1 protein-coding gene is annotated in these 20,630 nt (G+C 73.7%); it reads left to right on the plus strand.

Translation table 11 applies throughout. The features are described 5' to 3' along the window. Positions 1–21: 21 nt before the first annotated feature. On the plus strand, positions 22–20,630 hold a 20,609-nt coding region (locus tag AB0E24_RS29875; protein WP_359381573.1), incomplete at its 3' end, for a type I polyketide synthase.

Consider the following 20,630-nt stretch of genomic DNA (forward strand, 5'->3'; position numbering starts at 1 on the left):
GGCCCAAGCACGGAGTACACGATGACAACCCCCAACGAAAAGCTCGTTGACGCGCTGCGGGCCTCGCTGAAGGAAACCGAGCGGCTGCGGAAACAGAACCAGCAGCTCACCGACGCGTCCCGGGAACCGATCGCGATCGTCGGCATGAGCTGCCGGTTCCCCGGCGGCGTCGGCAGCCCCGAGGAGCTGTGGCGGCTCGTGGCGGACGGCCAGGACGCCATCTCCGGCTTCCCCACCGACCGCGGCTGGGACATCGAGTCGCTGTACGACCCGGACCCGGAGCGCGAGGGCACGTTCTACGCCCGCGGGGGCGGCTTCCTGTACGACGCGAGCCGCTTCGACCCGGGCTTCTTCGGGATCTCGCCGCGTGAGGCGCTCGCGATGGACCCGCAGCAGCGGCTGCTGCTGGAGACCTCGTGGGAGGCGTTCGAGCGGGCCGGGATCGACCCGGCGTCGGCGCGGGGCTCGCGCACGGGTGTCTTCGTGGGCGCGTCCACACAGGCGTACGGGGCGGGGGAGTACGACCTGCCGGAGGGTGTCGAGGGCCATCTGCTCACCGGCACCGCCTCCAGCGTCGCGTCCGGGCGGCTCTCGTACGCCTTCGGGCTCGAGGGCCCGGCGGCCACCATCGACACCGCCTGCTCGTCCTCCTCGGTCGCGCTGCACCTGGCCGTCCAGGCGCTGCGGCAGAGCGAGTGCTCGCTCGCGCTGGCGGCGGGCGCGACCGTGCTGTCCTCCCCCGATGTGTTCGTGGAGTTCAGCCGTCAGCGCGGGCTCTCCGCCGACGGCCGCTGCAAGTCCTTCGCGGCCTCGGCGGACGGCACCGGCTGGTCAGAGGGCGTCGCCGTGCTGCTGGTCGAGCGGCTGTCGGACGCACGGCGCAACGGCCACCCGGTGCTGGCCATCGTCCGTGGCTCGGCCGTCAACCAGGACGGCGCGTCGAACGGCCTGACGGCGCCGAACGGCCCCTCGCAGCGGCGCGTCATCCGCCAGGCCCTGGAGAACGCCCGGCTCACCCCCGCCGACGTGGACGCGGTGGAGGCCCATGGCACGGGCACCACGCTGGGCGACCCCATCGAGGCGCAGGCCCTGATCTCCACCTACGGCCAGGAGCGGCCGGAGGGGCGGCCGCTGTGGCTCGGCTCGCTGAAGTCGAACATCGGCCACACCCAGAACGTCGCCGGTATCGGCGGCGTCATCAAGATGGTCATGGCGATGCGGCACGGTGTGCTGCCGCGGACGCTGCACGTGGACGAGCCCACCCCGCATGTCGACTGGTCGGCGGGCGAGGTGTCCCTGCTGACCGAGGCGCGGCCGTGGCCCGAGACCGGCGGGCCGCGCCGGGCCGGTGTCTCGTCCTTCGGCGTGAGCGGCACCAACGTCCACACCATCATCGAGCAGGCGCCGGAGAGCGAACCGGCGGAGACTTCCGCGGCCCCCGCCGTGACTCCGGCCGTGCTGCCGTGGGTGCTCTCGGGCCGGGGCGCCGCCGCGCTGCGCGCCCAGGCCGAGCGGCTGATCGCGCATGTGGAGGCCCACGACGAACTGCGCCCGGTCGATGTGGGGTACGCGCTGGCGACGAGCCGGGCGGCCTTCGAGCACCGTGCGGTGGTGGTGGCCGAGGACCGCGCGGGGCTGCTGACGGGGCTGGGTGCGCTGGCGCGGGATGAGTCCGCGCCGGGTCTTGTCGAGGGCTCGGTGGCCGGTGGCAAGGTGGCGTTCCTGTTCACGGGGCAGGGGAGTCAGCGGCTGGGGATGGGGCGTGAGCTGTATGACGCCTTTCCGGTGTTCGCCGAGGCGCTGGACGCGGCGTGTGCGGAGCTGGACGCCCATCTGGAGCGGCCGCTGCGGGATGTGCTGTTCGGGAGCGACGCCGAAGCGCTGGATCGGACCGGCTTCACCCAGCCCGCGTTGTTCGCGGTTGAGGTGGCGCTGTTCCGCCTTGTCGAGGCGTGGGGTCTGAAGGCGGACTTCCTTTCGGGGCATTCGATTGGTGAGCTTGCCGCCGCGCATGTGGCGGGTGTGTTGTCGCTGGCGGACGCGGCGAAGTTGGTGGCGGCGCGTGGCCGTTTGATGCAGGAGCTTCCGGCGGGTGGCGCGATGATCGCGGTGCAGGCGTCGGAGGACGAGGTGGCGCCGCTGCTGACCGAGCGGGTCAGCATTGCCGCGCTCAACGGGCCGATGTCGGTGGTCATCGCGGGTGACGAGGACGCGGCTGTCGCGATTGCGGCGGGCTTCGAGGCGCAGGGTCGTAAGACCAAGCGGCTCACCGTAAGCCATGCGTTCCACTCGCCGCGTATGGACGGCATGTTGGACGCGTTCCGCGAGGTGGCCGAGGGGCTCACCTACGAGGCCCCGCGTATTCCCATCGTGTCGAATCTGACCGGTGGTGTGGTGTCCGCCGAGGAGATCACGACTGCCGACTTCTGGGTGCGCCATGTCCGCGAGGCCGTGCGTTTCCTCGACGGTGTGCGGACTCTTGAGGCGCAGAACGTCTCCACGTTCATCGAGCTGGGCCCCGACGGTGTGCTCACCGCCATGGCCCAGGACTGTGTGACCGGCGAGGACGCGGGGTTCATCGCCGCGCTGCGCAAGGACCGCCCCGAGGCCGAGGCGCTGACCACGGCCGTCGCCCGCGCGCATGTCCGTGGTGTGGCCCCGGACTGGGCCGCGTACTTCGCCGGGACCGGTGCGCACGGCGTCGACCTGCCGACGTACGCCTTCCAGCGGGAGCGGTTCTGGCTGGAGCCGGGTGCGGCCTCCGTGGGTGATGTGGCTTCCGTGGGGCTGGAGTTGGCGGGCCATCCGCTGCTCGGCGCGGCGGTGCCGCTGGCGGAGTCCGATGGGCTGGTGTTCACCGGGCGGCTGGGTCCGGACACCCATCCGTGGCTGGCCGAGCACACGGTCCGGGACGCGGTGGTGGTGCCGGGTTCGGCGTTCGTGGAACTCGCCGTTCGCGCCGGTGACCAGGTCGGCTGTGATCTGCTCGACGAGCTGACCCTGCACGCCCCGCTGGTGCTGCCCGCACGCGGTGGCGTCCGGCTTCAGGTCACGGTCGGCGCGCCGGACGGGGACGGGCGCCGCTCGTTCACCGTCTCCTCCCGCGCGGAGGACGCCGCCGCCGACACGGTGTGGCTGCGGAACGCCGGTGGTGTGCTGGCCTCCGGTGCCCCCGGCCCGTCGTTCGACCTGGCCCAGTGGCCGCCGACCGCCGCCGAGGTCATCGAGGCCGAGGCGCTCTACGCCCGGCTGGCCGAGGCAGGGCTGCGGTACGGCCCGCTGTTCCAGGGGGTCACGGCAGCTTGGCGGCGCGGGGACGAGCTCTTCGCCGAGGTCCGGCTGGACGACGACGCCAAGCCGGGCGCCGAGGAGTTCGCCGTGCACCCGGCGCTGCTGGACGCCGCCCTGCACGCCCTCCACGGCCGTGAGGGAGCCCGGCTGACCGATGTCTGGCAGGGCGTCTCGCTGTACGCGGAGGGCGCGTCCGCGCTGCGCGTACGGATCGCGCCCGCCGGAGCCGACACGGTGAGCGTGGCGCTCGCCGACGCCACGGGCGAGCCGGTCGCCGCCGTTGACGCGCTGCGCTGCCGTCCGCTCCCGGACGACCTCGCGGGTGACGCGGACGTGGCGCGGCGGAGCCTGTTCCAGCTGGACTGGGTGGCCCCGCAGACCGCTTCCGCCGGTCCGGACGCCGCCACCCGCCGCATCGTCCTGGGCGACGACCCGTTCGGGCTGGTCACGGCCGGAGTGGCCGCCACCTCCGCGCCCGATCTGGCCGCGCTGGGCGCGTCCGTCGAGGCGGGCGAAACCGCCGCCCCCGAGCTCGTCCTCGCGTCCTTCGCGCCCGTATCCTCCACGCCCGTATCCGGCGGGTCGGACGAGGGTGTGGCCGAGGCCGCGCACCGGGCGGCGCGGTGTGCGCTGGCCCTGGTGCAGGGCTGGCTGGCCGATGAGCGGTTCGGCGACGCGCGCTTGGTGATCGTCACCCGGGGCGCGATGGCCGCCGACGCGGAGGAGGGCGTTACCGACCTGGTGCATGCGCCCCTGTGGGGTCTGGTGCGCTCCGCCGAAACCGAGAACCCCGGCCGTTTCGTCCTCCTGGACGTAGACGAGGCCGCCGAGGCAGCTGGGGCGGCTGAAGCCGCCGGGGGCGTCGGGGCCGCCGAGGCCGCTGGGACCGCTGGCGCCGCCGAGGTCCCCGGTACCTTCGCCGACGCGCTCTCCGACGCACTGGCCACCGGCGAGCCGGAACTCGCCCTGCGCGCGGGCCGCGCCCTCGCCCCCCGACTGACCCGCGCCACCGCCCCGGCCGCGGGCTCCGGTTCGGCCCCGGCTCCGAACGCCAACTCCCGGCCCGCCGCGACCGCGTTCGACGCCGACGGCACCGTGCTCATCACCGGCGGCACCGGCGCCCTGGGCCGGCTGCTCGCCCGCCACCTGGTCGCCGAGCACGGCGTACGCCATCTGCTGCTGACCAGCCGCCGTGGCGCGGACGCCGATGGCGCCACCGAGCTGGCCGCCGAACTCCGCGAGCGCGGCGCCGAGATCACTCTCGCCGCCTGCGACGCCGCGGACCGCGACGCGCTCGCCGCGACCCTGGCCGCCATTCCGGCCGAGCATCCGCTGACGGCCGTCGTGCACACCGCCGGTGTGCTGGACGACGCCACGGCCGCCGCCCTGACGCCCGAGCAGCTGGAGCGGGTGCTGCGGCCGAAGGTGGACGCGGCGTGGAATCTGCACGGGCTGACCCGCGATCTCGACCTGTCCGCGTTCGTGCTGTTCTCCGCCATCGCGGGCACACTGGGCGGCGCGGGCCAGGCCAACTACGCGGCCGCCAACGTCTTCCTCGACGCCCTCGCCGCACACCGCCACGCGGCGGGTCTGCCCGCCACCTCGCTGGTGTGGGGGCTGTGGGCCCAGCCCGGCGGTATCACCGGCGATCTGACCGAGACCGATCTGCTGCGGCTGGCCCGCAGCGGCATGGGCGCCCTCGGCGACGACGAGGGCATGGCGCTCTTCGACGCCGCCCGCCGCACCGGCCGGACCCTGCTGATCCCGGCCCGTCTCGACCTCGCCGCGCTGCGCTCCGCCGCCGGTTCCGGCCCGGTCCCCGCGCTGCTGCGCGGGCTGATCCGGACCACCGGCCGGCGCACCGCCGCGGGCGCGCTCGGCGCCGGTTCTTCCCTGGCCCAGCGGCTGCGCGCGCTCTCCCCGAACGAGCGCCGCCGTACGCTGCTTGAGCTCGTCCGCGGCCATGTGGCCACGGCCCTCGGCCACGCCTCCGCCGACGCCATCGAGGCCCGCCGCGCCTTCAAGGAGCTGGGCTTCGACTCGCTCACCGCTGTCGAACTGCGCAACCGGCTCTCCGCTGCCACCGGGCTCAAGCTGCCCAGCACGATCGTCTTCGACCATCCGAACCCCACCGTCCTCGCCGACCATCTGCGCGCCGAACTCCTCGGCCCGGACATCGACGGGGCCGGGGCCGAGGCCGAGCAGGCGGACCCGGCGCTCCCCGCCACCACCGCATCGCTGGCCGACGACCCGATCGCGATCGTCGGGATGGGCTGCCGCTACCCCGGCGACGTCCGCTCGCCCGAGGACCTGTGGCAGCTCGTGGCCACCGGCTCGGACGCCATCACCGGATTCCCCGTCAACCGCAACTGGGAGAGCCAGTGGGCGGCGGACGGCGACGAGGCCCCGTCCGAGTACGCCCGCGCCGGTGGCTTCCTGCACGACGCGGACCTCTTCGACGCGGCCTTCTTCGGGATCTCGCCGCGTGAGGCCCTGGCCATGGACCCGCAGCAGCGGCTGCTGCTGGAGACGTCCTGGGAGGTGTTCGAGCGGGCCGGGATCGACCCGGACGCGCTGCGCGGCCGCTCGGTCGGCGTGTTCGTGGGCGCGGCCTACAGCGGCTACGACGCGGGCCTGGAGCAGGCCGGTGCCGAGGTCGCGGGCCATGTGATGACGGGCAACGCGGGCAGCGTCATGTCCGGCCGTATCGCCTACGCCCTGGGTCTTGAGGGCCCGGCGGTCACCGTCGACACGGCGTGCTCGTCGTCGCTGGTGGCGCTGCACTGGGCGATCCAGGCGCTGCGCCAGGGCGAGTGCACGATGGCGCTCGCGGGCGGTGTCACCGTGATGACGACGCCCGGCCACTTCGCCGAGTTCGGCCGCCAGGGCGGTCTGGCCGCCGATGGCCGCTGCAAGGCGTTCGCGGCGGGTGCGGACGGCACCGGTTGGGGCGAGGGCGTGGCCATGCTGCTCGTGGAGCGGCTGTCGGACGCCCGCCGCAACGGCCACCAGGTGCTGGCCGTGGTGCGCGGCTCGGCCGTCAACCAGGACGGTGCGTCCAACGGTCTGACGGCGCCGAACGGCCCGTCCCAGCAGCGCGTCATCCGCAAGGCGCTGGCCAGCGCCGGGCTGACCAGCGGCGATGTGGACGCGGTCGAGGCGCATGGCACGGGTACGACGCTGGGCGACCCGATCGAGGCGCAGGCTCTGCTGGCCACCTACGGCCAGGACCGGGACGCGGAGCGGCCGCTGTGGCTCGGCTCCATCAAGTCCAACATCGGCCACGCCCAGGCGGCGGCCGGTGTCGCCGGAATCATCAAGATGGTGATGGCGATGCGGCACGGTGTGCTGCCGCGGACGCTGCATGTGGACGAGCCGTCGCCGCACGTCGACTGGACGACCGGTGATATCGCGCTGCTGACGGAGCGCGTGGAGTGGCCGGATACCGGCCGCGCTCGCCGGGCCGCGGTGTCCTCGTTCGGCATCAGCGGCACCAACGCGCACACCATCATCGAGCAGGCCCCCGCCACCACGGCCGAACCGGCGGTGGCCGAGGCCGGGCGCGATGGGGCCGGGCGCGACGGGGCCGAGCGCGATGGGGCCGGTGTGCTGCCGTACGCGCTCTCCGCCAAGGGCGCCGACGCCCTGCGGGCCCAGGCCGAGCGGCTGTACGCCCATCTGACCGCGCGGCCCGACCTCGAACCGGCCGACGTCGCCCACACCCTGGCCACCGGCCGCGCCGCACTCGACCACCGCGCGGTGCTGGTCGCCGACGACAGGGATGACCTGCTGCGCGGCCTCGACGCGCTGGCGCGGGGTGAGTCCGCGCCGGGTCTTGTCGAGGGGACGGTCGCCGAGGGTGAGACGGCGTTCCTGTTCACGGGGCAGGGGAGTCAGCGGCTGGGGATGGGGCGTGAGCTGTATGACGCCTTCCCGGTGTTCGCGGAGGCGCTGGACGCGGTGTGCGCCGAGCTGGACGCGCATCTCGAACGACCCTTGAAGACGGTGGTGTTCGGGGACGATGCGGAGGCGCTGGACCGGACCGGGTTCACCCAGCCCGCTTTGTTCGCGATCGAGGTGGCGCTGTTCCGTCTTGTCGAGACGTGGGATCTGAAGGCCGACTACCTTTCCGGACACTCGATCGGTGAGCTTGCCGCCGCGCATGTGGCGGGTGTGCTGTCGCTCGCGGACGCGGCGAAGTTGGTGGCCGCGCGTGGCCGTCTGATGCAGGAGCTTCCGGCGGGTGGCGCGATGATCGCGGTGCAGGCGGCGGAGGACGAGGTACTGCCGCTGCTGACCGACCGGGTGTCGATCGCCGCGCTCAACGGACCCACCTCCGTGGTCATCGCGGGTGACGAGGACGCGGCTCTGGAGATCGCGGCCGGTTTCGAGGCGCGGGGCCGTAAGACCAAGCGGCTCACGGTCAGCCACGCCTTCCACTCACCCCGCATGGACGGGATGTTGGACGCGTACCGCGAGGTTGCGGAGGGGCTGACGTACGACGCTCCGCGGATTCCGATCGTCTCCAACCTGACCGGGACCGTCGTCTCCGCCGAGGAGATCACGACCGCCGACTTCTGGGTGCGCCACGTCCGCGAGGCCGTCCGCTTCCTCGATGGCGTCCGGACGCTGGAGGCCCAGGGCGTCACCACCTACCTCGAGCTGGGCCCCGACGGTGTGCTCACCGCCATGGCCCAGGAGTGTGTGACCGGTGGCAACGCCGCGTTCGCCGCCGCGCTGCGCAAGGACCGCCCCGAGGCCGAGGCGCTGACCACGGCCGTGGCCCGCGCGTACGTCCGTGGTGTGGCGCCGGACTGGGCCGCGTACTTCGCCGGGACCGGCGCACACCGCGTCGACCTGCCGACCTACGCCTTCCAGCACCGCCGCTACTGGCCCGAGGAGCCGGTGGCGAGCCTGGCCGCCGCGGGTGTCGACGGCTGGCGGTACCAGGTGGCGTGGAAGCCGCTGTCGCTGGGCTCCGCCGCCCGGCTGTCCGGGGTGTGGCTCGTCGTCACCCCCGCCGGGGAGGCCGCCGCCGACGTGTGGGCGGACGGTGTCGTCCGTACGCTGACCGAGCGGGGCGCCGAGGTACGGCGGCTCGACCTGGCCGACGGGGACCGCGCGGCCATCGCCGAGCGGCTGCGCACGGCGGCCGACGGCGGCGCCGTGGCCGGTGTGCTCTCGCTGCTGGCCACCGGGGACGACGCCGAAGCGCTGCTGCCCACGGCCGCCCTTGTGCAGGCCATGGGCGACGCCGCGATCGACGCGCCGCTGTGGTGCGCCACCCGTGGCGCCGTCTCCACGGGGCGTCCGGGCGAGCTGGTGGACCCCGCCCGCGCCCAGGTCTGGGGCCTGGGCCGGGTGGCGGCGCTGGAGCTGCCCGACCGCTGGGGCGGTCTCATCGACCTCCCCGAGACCATGACCGACCGGGTGCTCGCAAGGCTCGCGGTGGTGCTCGCCGGGGCCGGGGACGAGGACCAGATCGCCGTCCGCGCCTCCGGTGTGTTCGGCCGCCGGCTGGCGCGGGCGACCGCGCGGCAGGTGGCGGAGTCCGAGGGCTGGCGCGCCCACGGCACGGTGCTGGTGACGGGCGGTACGGGCGCGCTGGGTGGCCAGGTGGCCCGTTGGCTGATCGACAGCGGCGCCGAGCATGTGGTGCTGGCCGGCCGCCGGGGGCTCGACGCCCCGGGCGCGGCCGAGCTGCGCGATGAACTCGCCGCATCCGGCGCCCGGATCACCGTCGCCGCCTGCGATGTGGCCGACCGGGAGGCCCTGGCCGGGCTGCTGGCCGACCTCCCCGCCGAGTTCCCGCTGACGGCGGTGGTGCATGCGGCCGGGGTGCTGGACGACGGCGTTCTGGAGTCGCTGACCCCCGAGCGTTTCGCCTCCGTTCTGCGTGCGAAGGCCGATGCCGCGCTCGCGCTGGACGAGCTGACGCGCGATCTCGACCTGTCCGCGTTCGTGCTGTTCTCCTCGACCAGCGGCACCGTGGGTGCCGCGGGCCAGGCCAACTACGCCGCCGCGAACGCCTTCCTGGACGCGCTCGCCGAACGGCGGCACGCCGAGGGCCTGCCCGCCACCTCGATCGCCTGGGGCCCGTGGGCCGCGGGCGGCATGGCCGCCGACGAGGCGCTGGAGCAGCGCATGCGCCGCGCCGGGATGCCGCCGATGGACGCCGATCTCGCGATCGACGCCCTCCAGCGCGCCCTCGATCTGGGCGACGCGGCCGTGACCGTGGCGGATGTCGAATGGGACCGGTTCGCCGCGGGCTTCACCGCGGGCCGTCCCAGCCCCCTGCTCGCCGACCTGCCCGAGGTGCGCCAGGCCGCCGCACGGTCCGCCGCCACCGCGGCGGGCGAGGCCGCGGTCGTCGAGACGGCCTCCGCGCTTGCGCGGCGGCTCCTCGGCCTGCCCGAGGCGGAGCGCCACCGGGCGCTGCTCGACCTCGTACGGACCCATGTCGCGGAGGTGCTCGGCCACGCCGATGTGTCCGACATCAGCGCCGAACGGGCCTTCCGTGAGATCGGCTTCGACTCCCTCACCGCCGTCGAACTGCGCAACGGCCTCAACGCCGCCACCGATCTGCGGCTCCCCGCGACCCTCATCTACGACTACCCGACGCCGCTCGCCCTCGCCGACCACCTCTTCGCCGAGCTGCTCGGCGGGCAGGCGGTGGCCACGGGCGGCGCCTCGCCGGTGGCGGGCGCGGCGGACGGCGACGATCCGATCGCGATCGTCGCGATGAGCTGCCGCTTCCCGGGCGGTGTCCGCACCCCCGAGGAGCTGTGGCGGCTGCTGGTGTCCGGTACGGACGTCATCTCGGACATGCCCGCCGACCGTGGCTGGGACCTCCGGACGCTCTACAACCCGGACCCGGACGTCGAGGGCACCTCGTACGTCCGCGAAGGCGGCTTCCTGCACGACGCGGCCGACTTCGACCCGGCGTTCTTCGGGATCTCGCCGCGTGAGGCCCTGGCCATGGACCCGCAGCAGCGGCTGCTGCTGGAGACATCCTGGGAGGCGTTCGAGCGCGCGGGCATCGACCCGGGGACGCTGCGCGGCTCCACCGCCGGTGTCTTCGTCGGCACCAACGGCCAGGACTACCTCTCCCTGCTGCTGGGCGACTCGCAGGGACTCGAAGGCCATATGGGCACGGGCAACGCGGCCAGCGTGATCTCGGGCCGACTCGCGTACACCTTCGGACTCGAAGGCCCGGCGGTCACCATCGACACCGCCTGCTCCTCCTCGCTGGTCGCCCTCCACTCGGCGATCCAGGCGCTGCGCGGCGGTGAGTGCTCGATCGCGCTCGCGGGTGGTGTCACCGTGATGTCGACGCCCGGTGTGTTCGTGGACTTCAGCCGGCAGCGTGGACTCGCCGAGGACGGCCGGATCAAGGCGTTCGCGGCCGAGGCGGACGGCACCGGCTGGGGCGAGGGCGTGGGCATGCTGCTCGTGGAGCGGCTGTCGGACGCACGGCGCAACGGCCACCCGGTGCTCGCGCTCGTACGCGGCACGGCCGTCAACCAGGACGGTGCGAGCAACGGTCTGACGGCGCCGAACGGTCCGTCGCAGCAGCGCGTCATCCGTCAGGCGCTGGCAGGTGCCGGTCTGGCCCCGTCCGAGGTGGACGCGGTCGAGGCCCACGGCACCGGCACCCGGCTTGGCGACCCGATCGAGGCGCAGGCGCTGCTCGCCACGTACGGCCGGGACCGGGCGGAGGGGCAGCCGCTGCTGCTCGGCTCCATCAAGTCCAACATCGGCCACACACAGGCCGCGGCCGGTGTCGCGGGCATCATGAAGATGGTCCTCGCCATGCGCCACGGGGTGCTCCCGCGGACGCTGCACGTGGACCAGCCCACCCCGCATGTCGACTGGTCGGCGGGGGACATCGAGCTGCTGACCGAGGCGCGGGACTGGCCGGAGACCGGCCATCCGCGTCGCGCGGGCATCTCCTCGTTCGGCTTCAGCGGCACCAACGCCCACGCCGTCCTGGAAGAGGCCCCGGCGGCTGACACCGTCGAGGCCGCCGACGAGGGCGGGGCCGCCCTGCCGGTGCTGCTCTCCGCCCGGACGGCGGACGGGCTGCGCGCCCAGGCCGAGCAGCTGCACGGCCACCTGACCGCACGGGCCGACCTCCGCCCGGCCGACCTCGGCTACGCGCTCGCCGTCGGCCGCTCGGCGTTCGAGGAGCGCGCGGCGCTGGTCGCCGAGGACCGGGACGGGCTGCTGTCCGGCCTGGCGGCGCTCGCGGAGGGCCGCCAGGCGGCCGGGCTCGTTCAGGGGTCGGTGGCCGGTGGCCGGGTGGCGTTCCTGTTCACCGGCCAGGGCAGCCAGCGGCTCGGTATGGGCCGTGAGCTGTACTACGCGTACCCGGCCTTCGCGGAGGCGCTGGACGCGGTCTGCGATGAGCTGGACGCGCATCTGGAACGGCCGTTGAAGACGGTGTTGTTCGGGGAGGACGCGGCTGTACTGGATCGGACGGGGTTCACTCAGCCCGCGCTGTTCGCGGTTGAGGTGGCGTTGTTCCGGTTGGTGGAGGCGTGGGGTCTGCGTGCGGACTTCCTGTCCGGCCACTCGATCGGTGAGCTTGCCGCCGCGCATGTAGCGGGTGTGCTTTCGCTGGCGGATGCGTGCCGGTTGGTGGCGGCGCGTGGGCGGTTGATGCAGGAGCTTCCGGCGGGTGGCGCGATGGTCGCGGTGCAGGCGTCGGAGGACGAGGTGGCGCCGCTGCTCGGCGAGCGGGTGTCGATTGCCGCGCTGAATGGGCCGACGTCGGTGGTCATCGCGGGTGATGAGGATGCGGCGGTTGAAATCGCCGCGTCGTTCGAGGCGCAGGGTCGTAAGACCAAGCGGCTCACGGTCAGCCATGCGTTCCACTCGCCGCGTATGGACGGGATGCTGGAGGCGTTCCGCGAGGTGGCCGAGGGGTTGACCTACGAGGCCCCGCGTATCCCGATCGTGTCCAACCTGACCGGGTCCGTCGTCTCCGCCGAGGAGATCGCGACCGCCGACTTCTGGGTGCGCCATGTCCGCGAAGCGGTCCGCTTCCTCGATGGCATCCGCACCCTCGAAGCGCGCAACGTCACCACGTTCATCGAGCTGGGCCCCGACGGTGTGCTGACCGCGATGGCGCAGGAGTGTGTGACCGACGCCGCGTCCGACGCCGCGTTCGTCTCCGTGCTGCGCAAGGACCGTCCGGAGGCCGAGGCGCTGACCACGGCCGTCGCCCGAGCGCATGTGCGCGGGGTGGCGGTGGACTGGGTCGCCTTCTACGTCGGGACCGGCGCCGTCCGTCTGGCGCCGGACGAGCTGGCCGAGCTGCCCACGTACGCCTTCCAGCGGCAGCGCTACTGGCCGAAGGTCTCGTCGCTGTTCCTCGGCGACGTGGCGGCGGTCGGACTGGGCGAGGCCGAGCATCCGCTGCTCGGTGCCAGTGCCGAACTGCCCAGCGCGGACGGGATGTTGTTCACCGGGCGGCTGGCGCTGTCCACACATCCGTGGCTGGCCGATCACACGATCATGGACACCGTGCTGCTGCCGGGCACCGCGTTCGTGGAGCTGGCGGTCCGGGCCGGTGACCAGGTCGGCTGTGAGGTGCTTGAGGAGCTGACCCTCGAAGCGCCGCTGGTCCTGTCCCAGGACGGCGGTGTCCAGCTGCGGCTGTGGGTCGGCGCGGCCGATGACACCGGCCGTCGCCCGCTGGAACTGCACTCCCGGGCCGAGCATCTGTCGGCCGAGGAGCCGTGGACCCGGCATGCGTCCGGTGTGCTGGCGTCCGCCGGTGCGCCGGAGGCGTCGTTCGAGCTGAGCGCATGGCCTCCGGCGGACGCCGCCGAGGTCGAGATCGGCGACCGTTACGCCGAGCTGCGGGACGTCGGTTTCGCGTACGGCCCCGCGTTCCAGGGGCTGCGCAGGGCGTGGCGGCGCGGTGGCGAGGTGTTCGCCGAGGTGGCGCTGGACGAGGGGACGGCCGAGGAGGCCGCCGCGTTCGGGCTGCACCCCGCGCTGCTGGACGCCGCGCTGCACGCGCTCGGCCTGGCCGGGCTCGGCGGCACCGAGCACGAGGGGCGGCTGCCGTTCGCCTGGACCGGCGTGTCGCTGTACGCGAGTGGCGCGGCCACGCTGCGGGTGCGGATGGCCGCCGTGGGCGGCGACGGCGTCCGGCTGGAGATCGCGGACGCCACCGGCGCGCCGGTCGCGGCCGTGGACTCGCTGGTGCTCCGCCCGGTTTCGGCCGAGCGGCTCCAGAGCGCACGGACGGCCTACCACGAGTCGCTGTACCGCGTGGAGTGGACGACGGCTGGGCTGGTGGACGCCGCGGTCGATGCCCAGTGGGCAGTGCTGGGCACGGACGCGTACGGGCTGGGCGCCACGGCGTACGCGGACTTGGCGGCGCTGGGCGAGGCCGTCGATTCGGGAGCGGCGCTGCCGGACTACGTAGTGGTGCAGCTGGCAAATCAAGCCCGCCCGGGTGCGGCAAATCAAGCCCGTCCGGCGATTGAGGACACGCCCGAAGGGCGTCCGCACCCGCACGCGGACGGCGCGGCACTTGAAGGCCCGGGTGCGGCATCCCCAGCCCGTCCGGCGCTTGAGGACCGGGGTCTTGGGGCGGAGCCCCAAGTTGGGGGAAGGGGCGGGATAGGGGAAAACCCCACCCAAGCCGCACACGACGCCACCACCCAAGCCCTCCACCTCCTCCAGACCTGGCTGGCCGACGACCGCTTCACCAACTCCCGCCTGGTCCTGCTGACCTCGGGCGCCGTGGCCACCGAGGCCGGTGAGCCGGTGACGGACCTGGCGGGCGCCGCCGTCCGCGGTCTGCTCCGCTCGGCGCAGTCCGAAAACCCGGACAGGCTCCTCCTGATCGACGTCGACGGCGACGACTCACAGGCCGCGCTGCCCGCGCTGCCCGCGTTGTCCGCGTTGTCCACGGCGCTCGCCAGCGGCGAGGCCGAGGTCGCGGTGCGACAGGGCGTCCTCAAGACGCCACGCCTGGCCCGCGCCGCCTCGGCGGCCGAAAGCGAGCCGCCGGAGTGGAACCCGGACGGCACGGTGCTGGTGACCGGTGCGTCCGGTTCGCTGGGCGGCCTGTTCGCCCGCCATCTGGTGGCGGAGCGTGGCGTCAGGCATCTGCTGCTGGTGAGCCGCCGCGGCGACCAGGCGGAGGGCGCGACCGAACTCGCCGCAGAACTGACCGAGTTGGGCGCTACCGTGCACTGGTCGGCGTGCGATGTAGCGGACCGGGACGCGCTCGCCGCGACCCTCGCCACCGTCCCCGCCGAACATCCGCTGACGGCGGTCGTTCACACGGCCGGTGTGCTGGACGACGGTGTGATCGGCTCGCTGACACCTGAGCGCGTCGACCACGTCATGCGTCCGAAGGTGGACGCGGCGTGGAACCTCCACGAGCTCACCCGCGACCTCGACCTGTCGGCATTCCTGCTCTTCTCCTCGGCCGCCGGTGTGTTCGGCGGCCCGGGGCAGGGCAACTACGCCGCCGCCAACGTCTTCCTGGACGCGCTCGCCCAGCATCGTGCCGCGCAGGGCCTGTCGGCCACCGCGCTGGCGTGGGGCCTGTGGGCCGGTGGCGGTATGGGCGACACCCTGGACGAGGCCGACATCACCAGGATGCGGCGGGCCGGAGTGCCCCCGCTGCCGGTGGCGGAGGGGCTGCGGCTCTTCGACGCCGCGCTGACCGTCGACGAGGCGTCCCTGGTGCCGATGCGCCTTGACCTCGCGGCGCTGCGCAACCAGCCCGCGATCTCGCCGCTGCTGCGCGGCCTGGTGCGGGGCCCGGCGCGGCGCGCGGTGGACGCGGTCGCGGCGGGTGGTGAGACCGGTCTTGCCGGGCGGCTCGCCGGGCTGTCCGAGCCCGAGCAGGAGCGGCTGCTGCTGGATCTGGTCCGGGCGCAGGTGGCCACCGTCCTCGGTTACGCGGGTGCGGAGACCATCGGTTCCGGCCGGGCGTTCAAGGAGCTTGGCTTCGACTCGCTGACCGCCGTGGAGCTGCGCAACCAGCTCAACACGGTCACCGGGCTGCGGCTGCCCGCGACGCTCATCTTCGACTATCCGGACCCGCAGGTCCTGGCCCGCCATCTGCGGACCGAGCTGGTGGGCGAGGAGTCGGCGGAGGTGCACACCCCGGTCCCGGTGGCGGCCGTCACCGAGGACGAGCCGATCGCCATCGTCGGTATGAGCTGCCGCTACCCGGGCGGGGTCACCACCCCCGAGGAGCTGTGGCAGCTCGTCGTCGGCGCCACCGACGCCGTCTCCGAGTTCCCCGTCGACCGTGGCTGGGACCTCGACGCGCTCTACAGCGACGACCCCGACCAGGTGGGCACCAGCTACACCCGCGAGGGCGGCTTCCTGCACGACGCCGCCGACTTCGACTCGGACTTCTTCGGGATCAACCCGCGCGAGGCCATGGCGATGGACCCGCAGCAGCGGCTGCTGCTGGAGACGTCGTGGGAGGCGTTCGAGCGCGCGGGCATCGACCCGGCGGCCGTACGCGGCAGCAGGACCGGTGTCTTCGCGGGCGTCATGTACCACGACTATCTGACCCGGCTGACCGCCGTCCCCGAGGGGCTCGAGGGCTACCTCGGCACGGGCGGCGCGGGCAGCATCGCCTCGGGCCGGGTGGCGTACACCTTCGGGCTCGAAGGCCCGGCGGTCACCATCGACACGGCGTGTTCGTCGTCGCTGGTGGCGCTGCATCTGGCGGCGCAGGCGCTGCGCAACGGCGAGTGCTCGATGGCGCTGGCCGGTGGTGTGACCGTGATGGCCACCCCGGACACGTTCATCGACTTCAGCCGCCAGCAGGGTCTGTCCACCGACGGCCGCTGCAAGTCCTTCGCGGCCTCGGCGGACGGCACCGGCTGGGCCGAGGGCGCGGGCATGCTGCTCGTCGAGCGGCTCTCGGACGCGCGGCGCAACGGCCACCGGGTGCTGGCGGTCGTGCGCGGCTCCGCCATCAACCAGGACGGCGCCTCCAACGGTCTGACCGCGCCCAACGGCCCGTCCCAGCAGCGCGTCATCCGCGAAGCGCTCACCAGCGCCCGGCTCACCACCGCCGATGTCGATGTGGTGGAGGCACACGGCACGGGCACGACGCTGGGCGACCCGATCGAGGCCCAGGCCCTGCTCGCCACCTACGGCCGCAACCGGCCCGAGGGGCAGCCGCTGTGGCTCGGCTCGCTGAAGTCCAACATCGGCCACACGCAGGCCGCCTCGGGTGTCGCGGGCATCATCAAGATGATCATGGCGATGCGCCACGGGGTGCTTCCGCAGACGCTGCACATCGACGAGCCCACCCCGCATGTGGACTGGTCGGCGGGCGATATCGAGCTGCTGACCGAGGCCCGGCCGTGGCCGGAGCTCGGCCGGCCGCGCCGGGCGGCCATCTCCTCGTTCGGTGTGAGCGGCACGAACGCGCACACGATCATCGAGCAGCTCCCGGCCGCCGAGGAGACCCCCGCGACCGGTCCGGTGGCCGAGCTGCCGACGGTGCCGTGGGTGCTCTCGGGCAAGTCCGAGGCCGCCGTGCGCGGCCAGGCCGAACGGCTGCTCACCCACCTCGGCACCCACTCCGAGCTGAACACCATGGACATCGGCTACTCGCTGGCCACCGGCCGGGCGGCGCTGGAGCGGCGCGCGGTGGTCATCGGCGAGGACCGGGACGGACTGCTGTCCGGCCTGGCGGCGCTGGCACGCGGCGAGTCGGCCGCGGGACTGGTCCAGGGATCGGTGGCGGACGGCAAGGTGGCGTTCCTGTTCACGGGGCAGGGGAGTCAGCGGCTGGGGATGGGGCGTGAGCTGTACGACGCCTACCCGGTGTTCGCGGAGGCGTTGGACGCGGTCTGCGATGAGCTGGACGCGCATCTGGAACGGCCTTTGAAGACGGTGCTGTTCGGAGAGGATGCCGAGGCGCTGGATCGGACCGGGTTCACTCAGCCCGCGCTGTTCGCGGTCGAGGTGGCGCTGTTCCGTCTCGTCGCGGCGTGGGGTCTGCGTGCGGACTTCCTGTCCGGGCACTCGATCGGTGAGCTTGCTGCCGCGCATGTGGCGGGTGTGTTGTCGCTCGCGGACGCGGCGAAGCTGGTGGCCGCGCGTGGCCGTCTGATGCAGGAGTTGCCCGCCGGTGGCGCGATGGTCGCGGTGCAGGCGTCGGAGGACGAGGTGGCGCCGCTGCTGACCGAGCGTGTCTCGATCGCCGCGCTCAACGGTCCCACCTCGGTCGTCATCGCGGGTGATGAGGACGCGGCGCTTGAGATCGCGGCCGGTTTCGAGGCGCAGGGTCGTAAGACCAAGCGGCTCACGGTCAGCCACGCCTTCCACTCGCCTCGCATGGACGGGATGCTGGACGCGTTCCGCGAGGTCGCGCAGGGCCTGTCGTACGAGGCCCCGCGCATCCCGATCGTGTCCAACCTGACCGGTGCCGTGGTCTCCGCCGAGGAGATCGCGACCGCCGACTTCTGGGTGCGCCATGTCCGGGAGGCCGTGCGCTTCCTCGATGGCGTGCGGACGCTGGAGGCCCAGGGCGTCACCAGCTACGTCGAATTGGGCCCCGACGGCGTCCTCACCGCCATGGCCCAGGAGTGCGTCACCGGCGATGCCGCCGCCTTCGTATCGGCGCTCCGCAAGGGACGTACCGAGCCGGGGGCGCTGACTGCGGCCCTCGCCGCGCTGCACACCCGGGGGCTCGCCCTGGACTGGTCGGCGTACTTCGCCGGTACGGGAGCCCGCGGGGTCGAGCTGCCGACCTACGCCTTCCAGCGGCAGCGCTTCTGGGTGGAGAACCCGGAGGAGGTCCGCGAGGCCGTCGCGGCCATGGATTCCGTGGACGCGCGGTTCTGGGAGGCCGTCGAGCGCGAGGACTTGGAGGCCCTGGCCGGGACGCTCCAGTCCGAGGACGCGGACGCCGACGCGCTCTCCTCGCTGGGCGCCGTCCTGCCGATGCTGTCCTCGTGGCGGCGCCGCCAGGGCGAGCGGTCCACTGTGGACGTCTGGCGCTACCAGGTGACCTGGAAGCCCGTGGCCGCCCGCGCCGAGGGGACGCTGACCGGCCGCTGGCTGGTCGTCGCCCCGGCCGACGCGTCGGACGGCGGGGCGGACGGCGGAGCGGACGGCGCGTTGGCCGAGGGTGTCGTACGGACGCTGTCCGCACGTGGCGCCGAGGTCCAGCTGGTCGAGCCGACCGCCGAGGACCGTACGGGCCTGGCCGAATGGCTGCGCGAGGCGGTCGCCGACGCCCCGGTGGCCGGGGTGTTCGCGCTGCCGTCCCTGACGGAGGGCGCCGACGGGCTGCTCCGCACGGCCGCCCTGGCACAGGCGCTGGGCGACGTGGGCGTGGACGCTCCGCTGTGGGTGGCCACGCGTGGCGCGGTCTCGACCGGCCGGGCGGACGGTCCGGTGGATCCGTGGCAGGCGCGGGTCTGGGGCCTGGGCCGGGTCGCGGCCCTGGAGCTGGCCGAGCGGTGGGGCGGTCTGGTCGATCTGCCGGAGACGGTGGACGACCGGGCGCTGTCGCGGCTCGTGGGCGTGCTGGCCGGTGGCGCGGGCGAGGACCAGGTGGCGGTGCGCGCCTCCGGTGTCTTCGGCCGCCGGCTGACCCGCGCCGCCGAGACCGCCGCCACGACCGAGCGTGGCCGCGACTGGCGGCCGGGCGCGGGTTCGGTGCTGGTGACCGGCGGTACGGGCGCGCTGGGCGGGCATGTGGCCCGCTGGCTGATCGACAAGGGCGCCGAACACGTGGTGCTCACCAGCCGCCGTGGCCTCGACGCCCCCGGCGCGGCCGAGCTGCGGGACGAACTCGCCGCCTCTGGCGCCCGGGTCACCGTAGCGGCGTGCGACGCGGCCGACCGCGAGGCGCTGGCCGCGCTGGTGGCCGGGCTTCCGGCCGAACTGCCGCTGACGGCGGTGGTGCACGCTGCCGGGGTGCTGGACGACGGCGTTCTGGAGTCGCTGACCCCCGAGCGTTTCGCCTCCGTTCTGCGCGCCAAGGCCGATGCGGCGGCCAACCTGCACGAGCTGACGCGGGACCTGGACCTGACGGCCTTCGTCCTGTTCTCCTCGTTCGCGGGCTCGATCGGCGCCGCAGGTCAGGCCAACTACGCCGCCGCGAACGCCTTCCTGGACGCGCTCGCCGAGCGCCGCCGGGCCGACGGCCTGCCCGCCACCTCGGTGGCCTGGGGCCCGTGGGCCGAGGGCGGGATGGCCGCGGACGATGCGCTGGAGCAGCGCATGCGCCGCGCAGGTGTGCCGCCCATGGCGGCGGACCTGGCCATCGCCGCGCTACAGCGCGCCCTGGACCTGGACGAGACCACGGTGACGGTCGCGGACATCGACTGGGAGCGGCTGGCCCCTGGCTTCACCGCATCCCGGCCGAGCCCGCTGCTGCTCGAGCTGCCCGAGGTGCGTACGGCGCTGGAGGCCGAGGGCCTTCGCACGGCCATGAATGGTGGCGGCGCGGACGAGTCCTCGCTCGCCCAGCGGCTCGCGGGGGTTCCGGCGACGGAGCGGGAGCGGATGCTGCTGGACCTGGTGCGCTCGGCCGTGGCCGATGTGCTGGGCCACTCCGACGCGGAGGCCGTCGAGGCGGACCGGGCCTTCCGGGACCTGGGCTTCGACTCGCTGACCGCGGTGGAGCTGCGCAACCGGCTGAACACCGTGACCGGGCTGCGACTGCCGCCCACGCTGGTCTACGACTACCCGTCGTCCTCGGCGCTCGCCGCCCACCTCCGTACGGAGATCCTGGGCGACGAGAGCGCGGGCACCGGGGCCGAGGCGGCCGCCGGTGTGCCGTCCACGACGGTGGCGGTCGCCGACGATCCGATCGCGATCGTCGGGATGAGCTGCCGCTTCCCCGGTGGCGTACGGTCGCCGGAGGAGCTGTGGCGGCTGCTGGTCTCGGGGCAGGACGCGGTGACCGGTTTCCCGGCCGACCGCGGCTGGGACCTGGAGGCGCTGTACGACCCGGACTCGGCCACCGACAACACCACCTATGTCCGCGAGGGCGGCTTCCTGGCGGACGCCGGGGACTTCGACGCCGCGTTCTTCGGGATCTCGCCGCGTGAGGCGCTCGCGATGGATCCGCAGCAGCGGATGTTGCTGGAGACGTCGTGGGAGGCGTTCGAGCGGGCCGGGATCGATCCGACGACGCTGCGCGGTCAGCAGGTCGGCGTGTTCACGGGCACCAACGGCCAGGACTACATGTCGCTCGTCCTCCACTCGCCGGACGGCGGCGACGGCTTCATGGGGACGGGTAATGCGGCGAGTGTGATGTCGGGTCGGGTGTCGTATGCGTTGGGTCTTGAGGGTCCGGCGGTGACGGTGGATACGGC

This window comes from Streptomyces malaysiensis subsp. malaysiensis (assembly GCF_040653035.1).
GTDB classification, from domain to species: Bacteria; Actinomycetota; Actinomycetes; order Streptomycetales; family Streptomycetaceae; genus Streptomyces; species Streptomyces malaysiensis.